The following is a 14,474-nucleotide window of genomic DNA, read 5'->3' on the forward strand; positions in this document are numbered from 1 at the left end:
CAAAACTCCAATGCAAGCAAGAGCTATAGCATCAGATGTTCAATTAGAAGTAGTAAATGTTTTTGAAGCTTTGGCATATCCAAATCCATTTGCAGAAAACTTCAAGTTGGATGTAAAAACTAATAGCGAAGCAAGTATTCAAGTTAGAGTTTACGACATGATAGGAAAACTAGTTGAAGACAAAATGATAAACGCTTCTGATATTCAAAATTTTGAATTAGGAAACCAATATCCATCTGGAGTTTACAATGTAATTGTATCTCAAGAGTCTAACACTAAAACACTACGTGTTATTAAAAGATAGTTTTTAAAAAAAAAACTAAATAGTTTAAAACCTCCTCAGTTTCCTGAGGAGGTTTTTTTATTATTATTTATCTTACATAGTTCAACATTGTTAACATTATAACGTTGTAGTTTAAAATCTACAATGCTAATGCTTTGTAAATTAAAAAAATAATGTATTTTTACAGACTCGAAAAGTGGTTCGTTTTCAACTGAATAGCTTTTGTGTTACAAATTAAATTTCTTATTATAATGAAAAAATTTTTACTTATTTTATTTACGTTTTTTAGCTTGTTTGGATTTTCTCAACAAGATGTTTTTAACAGAAGTGATTCCAATACTGGTGATTTTGGTAGTGGTAATTTACCTTGGTTTTATCAAACTTCAAACAACAATCAAGGTGATCCCGACAATGGAAATACAGTAAGTAATAATGTTAAAATTGGACACAACAATTTTACTACAATGATAACTAATGGTCGTTTTTATAGAGTTCGAACATTAGAATTTCAAACTGCTGCAACTTCAAATCGTACTATTAATAATAGTGGTGGTGGTTTAGGTGTGTCCTTTGGTGTTTATAATAATTCATCAGGTTCACATATATTCAATACACCAATAGGTATTGATGGTGCCACAGTTCAGTTACAAGCTAATTCTGGTCCTTTTACCTTTACAACTGATATCTTTATGAATGCAAACACTGTGGAGTTTGGAGGTTCAAATAACACTTTAGTTTCAGGTATTCTTCAAGGTACAGGTAAGCTAGTCAAAAATGGAACAGGATTTCTAACGTTAAGCAATACTAATACTTATTCAGGAAATACAGAACTTGATAATGGTGAACTTTGGATTGAAACAACAGGAAATGCCATTGCAAATAATAATATCTTTTTAGGAAATGGTGGTCTATTGGGTAACACAACCAAAATTTTTCTTTCAAGAACTGCTGGAGGTACTACTTTTTCTAGAAATATTAATGTTAACCCTGGTAATGCCAATACACGTTTTCTAGGAAGTTTAAATACATCAGGTACCAATACGTTCTCGGGTAGTATATTGCGTTCGGGTACTGGAAGACCTTTAACTATTGAGGTTGTTAATGCTGGCGGAACTGTTGCCTTTACTGGAGTAATTAATGGTTCTGATAATATTACTAAAATAGGCCCTGGTACAATGCAACTAGGAACCAGTAATAGTACAATGACTGGAACATGGTTTGTTGAAAATGGTACTTTGCTTACTGATAGTTTCCCAGCGAGAATTGGTGGTGCTAGACCAATAACTTTGGGTACAGCTAGTACTAGTGGTACATTGCGTTTTACTGGAACAAGTGCTACAACAACTACAGCCACTTTAGCTGTAAATGCTGGTGGAGGTTCGATATTTAATGCATCAGCAACGAATTTTTCTTTTTCTAATTCCTTTGCACTTGGTGGGACTTTAACAGTTGGAGCAGAAAGCACAGGTACTTTGCGTTTTACTGGTACTATAAGTGGTTCTAATGGTGTTGTTATCGCTGGAACAGGTAAAGTAGCGTATGAATCTGCGGCTAAAACCTATACAGGAACTACAAGATTAAATAGCGGTACTCTAGAACCTACTGCTGCAAATTATATAGCAAACACTTCAAATTTTATTTTTAATGGTGGAACATACAGCACAGGAGCCACTACGGGTTATTCGGATACTGTAGGTACTTTACAATTATTAGAAAATTCAACGATAAGATTAGGTGATGGTGGTAATACACATACTTTAACTTTTGCAGCTAGCAACGGTGTATCTTGGACTTCTGGAAGAACGTTAACGATAACTAACTGGAGCGGAACTCCTGGAACTGGAGGAACTGCTTCTGCAGGAAGTATTTTTGTGGGTGCAGCAGCAACTAGCTTAACTGCGGCTCAATTAGATCAAATTACTTTTCAAGGATACGAGCCTGGTGCTGTATTAAAATCTACAGGTGAATTAATGCCTAAAGGATATATTACTTATTACTCTAAAGGATCATTAGCTCCAGAAGTATTGACAAACTGGTCTTTAACAACCGATGGAACTGGTGCTTCACCAGCAAATTTTACATCTACAGCTCGATTTGTAATTCAAAATGGTCATACTATGACAACTGGTGCAGCCTGGACACTTTCTGGTGCAAGCACTACACTTCAAATTTTAAACGGCGGTACTTTAGTTTCCACATTTGCAATTACAATCCCTACAACTGGAATTTTTCAAATTGACAATGGTGGTTTATATAAACATGATAATACATCAACTTATGCAACAACTATATTTAGGACAGGTGCAACTGTAATACTTGGAAATTCTAGTACAGTTGAAATTAATAAAACGAACTCAGCAATGCCTACGTTGACAAGTTACGGAAATTTAACAATTGATTTAAGTGTAGATCCAGGCGCTGCAATGAGTTTTGGAGGTAATTTAGCTACAGTAAATGGCAATTTTATTGTTAAGCATACAAGGACTAGACAAGTACGATTAGCCGCAAATTCAGGACCAACTATTACCGTAGTTGGTAATTTTGAAGTTCACCCTAATGCTGATTTTACAATTGTAACAGGTACAGGAAACACAACTCTTAATGTAGATGGTAATATAAATTTAGTTGGAGGAACTTTTTCTTTAGCTACTAGTTCTGGGGTAGGATTTTTAGTAGCTAGAGGTCCAAGTGTAACAATTAGCGAAAATGTTACTTTTGCTGGTTTAATACCAGGAGCAACAGGTTTTTATTTCAATAGAAATGTAGAGCAAACTTTAACTATTGCGCATCCGTTTTCATCAGGAAATGTAAGGAATCGTTTTTTTGTAAGTACTATAAATTCAAACGTTATCAACGAAGTTTACAACGGTGTAGCTGCACAAACTACTATTGATGGAGCAGGTGCTGCTCCTGGTACAGGTTGGTCTGCATGGCCAACAGCAACAGGAGGTACTGCCTTGAAAAGCTTTACTATTAATAACAGTGCGGGTGTAACTTTAAGTACTAACCGTTTTGTAAATACTACTTTAGGTTTAACTAACGGTACAATCACACCTGGTGCTAACTCATTAACTCTAGCTGCAACAGCAACTTTTACAGGTGGTTCGGCTACTAGTCATGTTAATGGTGTTTTAAATAGAGTGTATACAACAACAGGTTCTGCTGTTTTTCCAGTAGGTAAAGCAGGTGTTTACAGACCAGTTGGCTTTCAATATACTGCTCTTACAGGTACAAGTACTGTGTCGGTAAACCAAATAGAAACGGCATTAACAGGTACGCTACCTGCTGATACAAATCTTAATAATGCACGTACTTGGGATATCTCTCAAACAGGTGGAAGTGCTTTTACCTATAATGTAACTTTAGATCCTACAGGAGATACTACAACAGGAACAGTAGTTATGCTTAAAAGAGAATCAGGCACAACTACTAGTAATGCTACTATAACTCCAAATTTCACAAATGCAACTGGGTTTATTACTTTAACAGGAACTAATAATTTTACACTTGGTAGTACGTGTACAGTAACATCTAATGCAGGTGCCAACCAAACAGATTGTATTGGAACAGTCTTTACCTTGGCGGCAAATACACCTAGTTTTGGTACTGGTGCATGGACAGTAAGTGGACCAAGTACTAATGCTTCTCAATTTAGTAATACAGCTAGTCCAACTTCAACATTTACAGCTGATGGTGGTGCTGGAACATATACTTTAACTTGGACAATAACCAATGGTAGTTGTACTGCAAATTCAAATTTAACAGTAACACTAAACCCATTACCAACAGCAAGTATTTCTGGTAATAATGGTCCTACACTATGTTCTGGAAGTGATATTACTTTTACTTTAACAGGAACTTCTGGTGCTGTGGTTACTTATAATTTGAATGGTGGTGCTACAGCTACTGCTACTTTAACAGGTGGTTCGGCTACGGTTACAGTTACTGCAGCTACAGCTACTCAAACTTTAAATTTAGTTTCTGTTACAGATGGAACTTGTCCAGCTACTTTAAGTGGTTCTTCAACAGTATCTGTTGGTGGTGTGGTAACTTGGGATGGTACATCTTGGTCACCAAGTGCTCCAACGGCTACTTCTGCAGTAATCTTTACAGGAAATTATACTATCGGTGCAAACTTTGATGCTTGTACTATAACAGTTAATAATAATGCAGTTGTTAGTGTTACATCTGGATTCAATGTAAATTTAAATGGAGCTATTACAGTTGCTACTGGAAGTTCATTTACCTTAAACAACAATGCTAATTTATTACAATCTAACCCAGCTGCGGTTAATACAGGAAACATCATTGTTAAACGTCAATCTAATCCATTAATTCGTTTAGATTATACCTTATGGTCTTCACCAGTTACGGGACAAGGATTGTACGCATTTTCACCTTTTACATTTGATAATCGTTTTTATGTTTATAATACAACATCAAATTTATACAACAACAGTTCAATCGGATTTAATGTTACAGGAACTAACGCAGCAGGTGTAAACGGAACGGATAATGCTAACGTATTATTTACAACAGGAAAAGGATACTTAATTCGTTTGCCTTACAATCACCCAACAGCACCAATTGTATTTAATGGTAGCTTTACAGGAGTTCCAAACAATGGAACAAAAACCATTACTTTGGCTAATGTAAGTGCAACGCAACAATTCAATGCTGTGGGTAATCCTTATCCATCACCAATTAATATTGCTCAATTTGCAACTGATAATACTAACGCAATTGAACCAACATTATACTTCTGGAGAAAAACAAACAATGCTTTAAGTGCATCCTATTGTACTTGGAACACTACTTCAGGTTTATACGGAGATAATGGAGAAGCTTTTACTAATTCACCAAATGGTGTAATTCAAACTGGTCAAGGTTTCTTGGTTGAAGCAAAAGATGGCGCAACGTCATTAGAATTTAACAACGGTCAACGTGTAGCAAATAATGCTAATCAGTTCTTCAGAACTACTACTGTAGCTACGCCAACAACGCAAGCAGATGCTATTTGGTTAAACTTAACAGGTACAGGTGCTGAATTTTCTCAAGCAGTAGTTAGTTACTTTACTAATGCTACGTTGGGTGCAGACGCTTACGATAGTAAATATTTTAATGATGGAGCTGTAGCATTGAATATGCTTATTGGAAGTACAGAATATGTTATTCAAGGTCGTCCAACCTTCCAAGCAACTGATGTGGTTCCGTTGAACTATAAAGTTACCACAGCAGGAAATTATACTTTTGCTATTGATCACGTTGAAGGATTGTTTTCAACAGGACAGTTGATTTACATTAAAGACAACCAAGATGGTTCTTACCATAACTTGAGTTCGCCTTACACCTTCACATCGGCAGCAGGAACTTTTGCTAATCGTTTTGAATTGGTTTACCAAACTGCCTTGACTACAAATGATAACAACTTTACTGCAAACAGCATCAATGTTATCAAACAACAAAATGATGTAGTGGTAAGAACTTCTGGAACTACAATGCAAGAAGTAACTATCTACGATATTAGAGGTAGAGTATTGGTTACAAAAACCAACATCAATGCTTCAGAAACTAAAATCAATGTAGGAACAACGAATCAAGTATTGCTTGTTCAAGTAACTACTGTTGATGGATTTAAAGCTACTAAGAAAGTAGTGAACTAGTTTCTTGTTTACATAACAATAAAAAAGCCCTTTCGGAAACGGAAGGGCTTTTTGCATTGCTATGATTTTTTTAAGTTATTAATTCTTATTTTAAAAAGTAATTTATTATTAAATTAATGTAATATATAGATTACAAAATTGTTAATTATTGCTTATTAGCGATTAAAATTGCTTTTTATCGATGTTTTTTATACTTACTTTTTTATTTTTTTACTAATTTTGAAAAATATATAATTAGTTACTCAAATCATATCATAGATTTCGTAGTAAAAATTTGATATTTCACGCTTAATTTATAAATATGAGTCATTCATCGATTTTATTGACTTATAGTCCAAGTAAATTGGATGTCACTATGATGCAGGTGTAGTTTTGTATGAAAATAGTCTAATCTAAATTGTTATATTTAATAATTTCAAAATGTTGGTTTATGGAAAAGAATATTACTAAGTTTAAAAAAAGTGGTAGTAAAAGCATTTATTTAATTCTTTTATTTTTTGTTACTACAATTGGTTTCTCTCAGAAAACATGGAATGGTTCTGTTAATACTAATTGGGGTACAGCTGCAAACTGGACGCCAAGTGGTGTACCAGCTTCAACAGATAATGTAACTATTCCTAATGGATTTGATGTCGTTGTTAATGTTATAGCAGTTTGTAATGCATTAACAATTAGTGGTGGAGGAACAACAAATACATTTACCATTAATACAGGACAAAGTTTAACTGCAAGTGGAGCTGTAGATATTGGTGCGCCCTCTACAAACAACAGGTCTAAATCGTTAATTGTTGGAGGTGGTACTATGACTTGTGCCAGTTTGACTCTTGCAAGCACAACTGCAAACTCCAGAGATATTTTTGTAGATTTAAATACTGGAACTTTGAATGTAATAGGTAATATTACAATGAATGGTACAGCTGCCAGAAATAATATTGGTTTTTTTGGAACTCTAAATGGTAATTTGAATGTTGGCGGTACGATAACTGGAGGTAGTTTGGATGCTGGTGCCGGTACAGTAAATTATAACAACACAGGAGCACAGAATATAGGGAATTATGTTTATAACAATCTTTCCATTTCAGGAAGTGGTACTAAAACTTTAACGGCTAATGCTACCGTAGGAGGAGTTTTAACAGTGAATGACAACACGGTTTTGGCCTTATCAACATTTACTTTGGGAACTCCAAGTAGTGTAGTATTATACGGAGGTGCTACAACGGCTTCCTCTATAATTGGCACTGGAGCTTTAACCTTGGGAGCTGGTTTGACCGTTTTGGATGCTACTACAGGTACAGCTGGCGCAACAATTAGTTGTCCTGTTGCTTTGAGTGTAGCTTCTACAACAATTTCTGTAGCCGATGACGGAACATCTGCAACAGATTTGACTATCACAGGAATCATTTCAGGAACTGCTTTTGGTATAAATAAAACTGGTTTAGGAACTTTGTTACTTTCTGGAGTGAATACTTATACTGGTACAACTACTATTTCAGGTGGTATTGTTGCACTTAGTGCTAATAATAGAATAGCAAATGCCTCTAATATGATTTTAAATGGAGGAACTTTCTCTAATGGTTTAACTTCTGGTTTTAATGAAACTGTTGGAACTTTAACTTTAACCGATACCTCTTCTATTGCTTTGGCAACAGGAGGTACTACATTGACATATTCTGCAAGTAACGGAACTGGCTGGACTTCAGGTAGAACACTTACTATTACAGGATGGATTGGTGGATACAATGGTACCGCAGCTAGTGGCGCCAATCCAAAAATATTTGTAGGTACTACAGCAGCTGGATTAACTGCAAGTCAGTTAAATCAGATACAATTTTTTGATGGAACAAATAATTTCGCTGCTGTTTTATTAAGCACTGGTGAATTGGTTCCTACAGCAGCACCTAGAATTCAATCTTTTTCTCCAAATCCTATTTGCTCTGGAGGAACAATAACATTAACGGGACTTAATTTTACAGGAGCTACAGTTGTTCAGGTAAATGGAGCTAATGTTTCTAGTTTTGTTGTTAATTCTAATACAAGTATAACAGCAGTTCTTACTAGTTCTAACACAACCGGTTTAGTTTCTGTTACCACTCCAAATGGAACTGCAACAAGTGCTACAAACTTAGTGGTAAATAGTTTGCCAGTAATTAGTTCAACTACAGCTACACCTGCAGCAGTGTGTTTAGGTGCTACTTCTCAATTGAATGTTGCTGCTACAAGTACTATTGCAGCTATCTCACAAACTAATGCAACATCAACATCTATTCCAGATAATAATCCAACAGGAGTAACTACTACACTTGTGGTACCCACAACTTGTGCTACAGCTGCTCAAGTAGCAACAGTTTCTGTAAATATTACTCATACTTTTAATTCAGATATAGCTATTTATTTAGTAGCTCCTAATGGTTCAGAAATTGCACTTAGTTTAAATAATGGTGGTTCTGGAGATAACTATAATGCTACTTTTCAAACTGGAGGTGCCGCTCTTCCAACTGGAAATTCAACTATTGTTGGAACTTTTGCTCCTCAAGCTGCTTTCTCTGGTTTAACTGGAGATGCAACAGGTACATGGGGATTGAGAGTAGTTGATAATGTTAATTTGGATGTAGGGACAATTAATTCATGGGGTGTAACTTTTGCATCAACAACCTGTCCAGTTACTTATAGTTGGTCGCCATCAGGATCTTTAAATAATGCTGCGATTGCTAATCCTATTGCGACTCCATCAGCAACAACTACTTATACAGTAACAGTTACTTCAATAAATGGATGTACATCAACTGCTACAACTACAGTAACAGTTAATCCATTACCAACAGCAAGTATTTCTGGAAATAATGGACCAATTTGTTCAGGTGCTAATGCTACCTTTACTTTAACAGGAACATCAGGTGCTGTGGTTACTTATAATATAAATGGAGGTTCTACTACAACAGCTACTTTAACAGGAGGAACCGCTACAGTTACAGTTACAGGAGCTACCTCTAATCAAACGTTAAATTTGGTTTCTATAAACAATCCATCTACTTCATGTAATCAATCATTATCTGGTTCTTCTACAGTAACAGTCAACCCACTACCAACAGCAAGTATTTCTGGAAATAATAGTCTAATTTGTTCAGGTGCTAATGCTACCTTTACTTTAACAGGGACATTAGGTGCTGTGGTTACTTATACTATAAATGGTGGTTCTAATACAACTGCTACTTTAACAGGAGGAACAGCAACAGTTACAGTTACAGGAGCTAGTTCTAATCAAACCTTGAATTTGGTTTCTATAAACAATCCATCTACTTCATGTAATCAATCATTATCTGGTTCATCTACAGTAACAGTTAATCCATTACCAACAGCAAGTATCTCAGGTAATAATGGTCCGGCAGTTTGTTCAGGAAGTGATATTACTTTTACTTTAACAGGTACTTCTGCCGCTGTGGTTACTTATAATTTGAATGGTGGTTCTAATACAACAGTTACTTTAACAGGTGGTTCTGCTACGGTTACAGTTACTGCAGCTACTGCAACACAAACGTTGAATTTGGTTTCTGTAACTAATGGAACTTGTCCAGCTACTTTATCTGCTTCTTCTACTGTAGTTATTGAATCTACTACTTGGAATGGAACTTCATGGAGTAATGGAACTCCAACAAGTACTAAAGCGGTAAACTTTACAGGAAATTATACTATCGGAGCTAACTTTGATGCTTGTAGTATTTCAGTATCTAACAATGCAGTTGTAAGTGTTACATCAGGATTTAATGTGAATTTAAGTAACACAATTACAGTTGCTTCTGGAAGTTCATTTACATTAAATAATAATGCTAATTTATTCCAATCTAACGTTTCTGCGGTTAATACAGGAAATATTATTATAAGACGTCAAACCAATCCATTAATTCGTTTAGATTATACCTTATGGTCTTCACCAGTTACAGGACAAGGATTGTATGCGTTTTCACCATTTACTTTTGCTAATCGTTTTTATGTTTATAATACAAGTTCTAATTTGTATACCACAAGTACTTTAGGCTTAAACGTAACAGGAACTAACGCGGCAGGCGTAAACGGAATAGATCAAAACAATGTTCAATTTGCAACAGGAAAAGGATACTTAATTCGTTTGCCTTACAACCACCCAACAGCACCGATTATTTTTAATGGTAGCTTTACAGGAGTTCCAAACAATGGAACAAAAACAATCACTTTGACTAACGTAAGTGCAACACAACAGTTCAATGCTGTGGGTAATCCTTATCCATCACCAATTGATATAGCAAAATTTGCAACCGATAATCTTGCTAATATTGAACCAACGTTATACTTCTGGAGAAAGACTAACAATACTGCGAGTCCGTCATATTGTACTTGGAATACAACTTCTAGTTTATTCGGAGATAATGGAGAAGCTTATACCAATACACCAAATGGGGTAATCCAAACAGGACAAGGTTTCTTAGTTGAAGCAAAAGATGGAGCAGCATCATTAGAATTTAACAATGGTCAACGTGTAGCAAATAATGCTAATCAGTTCTTTAGAGCTAACACAGAAGCTGCACCAACTTCGCAAGCAGATGTTATTTGGTTAAACTTAACAGGTACAGGAGCAGAGTTTTCTCAAGCAGTTGTTAGTTACTTTGCAAATGCTACTTTAGGAGCAGATGCTTATGATAGTAAATATTTTAATGATGGAGCTGTAGCATTGAATATGCTTATTGGAAGTACAGAATATGTTATTCAAGGTCGTCCAACTTTCCAGGCAACTGATATTGTTCCGTTAAACTATAAAGTGACTACAGTAGGAACTTATACTTTTGCAATAGATCACGTTGACGGATTGTTCACAGGTGGAGCACAAGCTATTTATATTAAAGACAACCAAGATGGTTCTTACCATAACTTGAGTTCGCCTTACACATTCACATCGGCAGCTGGAACTTTTGCAAATCGTTTTGAATTGGTTTACCAAACTGCCTTAACAACAAATGATAACAACTTTACAGCAAACAGTATCAATGTTATCAAACAACAAAATGGTGTAGTGGTAAGAACTTCTGGAACTACAATGCAAGAAGTAACTATCTACGATATTAAAGGTAGCGTATTGGTTACAAAAACCAACATCAATGCTTCAGAAACTAAAATCAATGTGGGAACAACGAATCAAGTCTTATTAGTTCAAGTTACTACTGTTGATGGATTTAAGGCAACTAAGAAAGTAGTCAACTAGTTTTTTCTTTAAATAACAATACTAAAAGCCCTTTCGGAAACGGAAGGGCTTTTTTGTGGTAGTTTTTATATAGAAAAATGCCTGTTTACAATTAATTAATTTGGTGGTTTCAAATAAATGAGTACTTTTGTTACTCGTTATTAATGTAACTAACTATGATAGAAACTTTTATTGTTTCTTTTTTGTGGTTGGTTTAGTGAAATAGTTTTTATAATTGCTTGATTTTTGCTATCAGGTAAATTAAATTTTAAATTACTTAAAAAAAAATATATGATTCCATTCAATAAACCCTACCTAACTGGAAAAGAAACACATTATATTTATGATGCTGTAAATTCTGGTAAAATTTCTGGAAACGGAAAATATACTCAAAAATGTCAAGCTTTTTTTGAAAGTCATTATGGTTTTAAAAAAGCACTATTGACAACTTCTTGCACAGATGCTTTAGAAATGAGTGCTATGCTAGCTAACATTGAACCTGGTGATGAAGTTATTGTGCCAAGTTTTACGTTTGTTTCTACAGCCATAGCTTTTGTGAGACAAGGTGCTACAATCGTTTTTGCTGATTCTTATGCTGATAATCCTAATATTGATGCCGATAAAATAGAAGCGTTAATTACAGATAAAACAAAAGCAATAGTTCCTGTTCACTACGCTGGTGTAGCTTGTGATATGGATAAAATTATGGCTTTGGCAACAAAATATAATTTACTTGTAATTGAAGATGCTGCACAAGCCATTGATAGTTTTTATGTAGGTAAAGACGGTGTCAAAAGAGCTTTGGGAAGTATAGGTCATATGGCCGCTTTTTCTTTTCATGAAACTAAGAATATTGTTTCTGGAGAAGGAGGGATGTTGACTATTAATGACGAACGCTTTATTAATAGAGCAGAAATTATTTGGGAAAAAGGAACTAATAGAGCCGAATTTTTTAGAGGTGAAGTTAACAAATATGGTTGGGTAGATACCGGTTCTTCTTTTTTACCTTCTGAAGTTATTGCTGCTTTTCTTTGGGCTCAGATTGAAAATATAGACATGATTCAAGCTAAAAGAAAGTTGCTTTGGAATGCTTATTATGATGGATTAAAAACGCAATCCAATGTTATTTTGCCTCAAGTTCCAGATTATGCCACCAATAATGGTCACATGTTTTATGTTACCGCAAAAGATATTGAGCACAGAACTGCTATTATTGCAAGTTTAAAAGAAAAAGGATATCATGCAGTTTTTCATTATATTTCTTTGCACTCAAGTGATTATTACCAAGCAAAACATGATGGTAGGAGCTTAGATCATTCCGATAAGTTTACCGATTGTCTGTTGCGTTTGCCTTTATTTTTTGAGTTAGAACTTGAAGATATTAAAGGTATTACCGAAGTATTGAATAGAAATTAACCTAACCTAATTGGATATGATAAATTCAAATTTAGAGTTCTTGGGTTCTGTTGGGGTTTTGTTTTTAGTAGCTTTATTCTTTATAGCTATTCACAAGTATTTTCTTTCGAAGTTTTTTAATTTACCTTTTGGAATTTCAATTTCCTTATTGTTGGTTTTTATAACTTCACTGTATGCTTGTTATTTTACCCAATTCAAATCAATCTTATTTCCTGTTTTAGTTGGAACTGGTATTTTGTTATATCGTTCTAGAAGTTCTCTAGAATATAAAGAGACAACAAGAAAATATTACTTTTTTTTAGGTTCGATAGTGCTGCATGGAATTTTACTTTTTGTACAACTTTACTTTAAGTTTTTGAATCTTGATGATAAATATCTAAATCTAAATGCTGATTTTTATTTCTACATAAATAAGGTCTTACTGATAAAGGACACAGGTGTTGAAACCATTTTAGATACTGGTTTTCAAAATTATCCTTCGCCTTATCATTATTTTGATTTGTGGTTTTTGTCTTTATTTAATGAGCTACCAGTACATTACTTCTTGGTGTTTTTTGTAATAATTTTACCTTTTCTAATGTCGGTTTTTGTAATGAATATTTATGAAACGGCTAATCAAATCAAGGAGATTAAAATTAATTTTAAAAACTTTTTGATTGTAAATTTTGCAGTATACCTAGTAGCTTTTCTATTTCCATTAATACAACTGTTTGAACCGATACGTGTTATGCAAACTTCAATTTTTGCTTATCCAAAATTGCTGTTTGTTGGTTTTCTGTTGTCTGTCTTGTTTTATTTTTACTTTAAAAAAGCTTGGAATTCCTTTTTTATTTTTGCTCTAGTAGCTTCTTTAGGCTTTTTAGTGATTCTACCAAGTGTGGCTTTGTTTTCTATTGGTTTGTTCCTGTTTTTATTGATAAGTAAAAAAATTAAAATTGATAAAAACTTAGGTATTTTACTATTGTTTGTGGTTTCTTCAGTTGTTTATATTTATTTCCTTTATGGCAATTATATTACCTACAGTAAAGAAACGTCAGCCACAAGTACAGCACCAGAGGCTACAAATAATTTTGTCTATTTATTTGTTTTATATTTGTTCTACGCAGCTTATTATGTCCCTTTTATTTTGCTTCCAGTAGTGAATGATTTTAAGCTCAAGAATTTAAAAGAGAAGTTTTTATTAAGCAATAAATTTTTAATTTCCTCTTTATTATTTTATGTTTCAAGTGCCATAATTATTCTTATTTTTCATGGTAAAAGTGCCGATTCCAATCAGTTTTATTTTGTAACGATTATTCCGTTTTTTTCTATTTGGATTTCGTTGTATTTGCTTACTACTATTGAAAAATTTAGTAAAATTGGAATTTTGTATTTTGGTTTTCTTCTGCTTTTTGCAGTCTGGGCAAATTCTCTTTTGATAACTTCTTATGGACAGTCGTTTAAGAAGGATACCGAATTAATTCAAGTTTTTATTAAGGAGAAGCCTTATCCCAATAACCTTGCTTTTTTGGTAAAAAGTAAATGGAAAGAAGATGCTTATTTTGTAAATCCAGAGTTTTTTGCACCTGAAGAGCTATTTTTTATAGATAAAAAACCAATAAAAACCTATTGGATAGGACGTTATAAAAATGATTTACCTAAAGATAGAGCGTTTTTTGACGATGCAGAAAAGTCGTTATTGAGTACTGAATTTCAAGCTTTTTATAATAGTAGAAAAGATACTTCTGAGGTTTCCTCACAAGCAGCCTTTTTGAATTTAAAAAAGATACACTATTTAGTTGTGGAGGAAGGAGTAGCGCATAAAGAGATTGCCAAATTATTTACAGATTCTCTTTTATTGCCTCAACTGCACAAAAAAATATATTTCAGAAAATAGTTTTTGCTTCTTTTTTGAGATTTCTTA

At 34.0% G+C, this 14,474-nt stretch carries 5 protein-coding genes; all 5 read left to right on the plus strand.

Going from position 1 to position 14,474, the window contains the following annotated elements:
• The coding region (locus ACIQ06_RS12445) for a T9SS type A sorting domain-containing protein (protein ID WP_396146778.1) at window positions 1-304 on the plus strand (304 nt) is incomplete at its 5' end.
• Between the two features lie 230 nt (window positions 305-534).
• The gene (locus ACIQ06_RS12450; RefSeq protein ID WP_396146780.1) at window positions 535-5,946 is read left to right on the plus strand and encodes a T9SS sorting signal type C domain-containing protein; all 5,412 of its coding nucleotides are present in this window, start codon (window positions 535-537) and stop codon (window positions 5,944-5,946) included.
• Window positions 5,947-6,376: 430 nt separating this feature from the next.
• A complete protein-coding gene (locus ACIQ06_RS12455) occupies window positions 6,377-11,176 on the plus strand; it encodes a beta strand repeat-containing protein (RefSeq protein ID WP_396146782.1) in 4,800 nt (1,599 codons plus the stop codon).
• Window positions 11,177-11,446: 270 nt separating this feature from the next.
• Entirely contained in the window at window positions 11,447-12,571 is a 1,125-nt protein-coding gene (gene rffA / locus ACIQ06_RS12460; RefSeq protein ID WP_396146784.1) for a dTDP-4-amino-4,6-dideoxygalactose transaminase, read from the plus strand.
• Between the two features lie 16 nt (window positions 12,572-12,587).
• On the plus strand, window positions 12,588-14,447 hold the full coding sequence (locus ACIQ06_RS12465) for a hypothetical protein (protein ID WP_396146786.1): 1,860 nt from the start codon (window positions 12,588-12,590) through the stop codon (window positions 14,445-14,447).
• The last annotated feature ends 27 nt before the right edge of the window (window positions 14,448-14,474 follow it).

The sequence above is a fragment of the Flavobacterium sp. genome (genome assembly GCF_044341265.1).
Taxonomy (GTDB): Bacteria; Bacteroidota; Bacteroidia; order Flavobacteriales; family Flavobacteriaceae; genus Flavobacterium.

Excerpts from the sequence above, each read along its gene's own strand:
- ACIQ06_RS12450 (WP_396146780.1), top strand. The coding sequence starts at position 535 with ATGAAAAAATTTTTACTTATTTTATTTACGTTTTTTAGCTTGTTTGGA.
- ACIQ06_RS12455 (WP_396146782.1), top strand. The coding sequence starts at position 6,377 with ATGGAAAAGAATATTACTAAGTTTAAAAAAAGTGGTAGTAAAAGCATT.
- rffA (WP_396146784.1), top strand. The coding sequence starts at position 11,447 with ATGATTCCATTCAATAAACCCTACCTAACTGGAAAAGAAACACATTAT.
- ACIQ06_RS12465 (WP_396146786.1), top strand. The coding sequence starts at position 12,588 with ATGATAAATTCAAATTTAGAGTTCTTGGGTTCTGTTGGGGTTTTGTTT.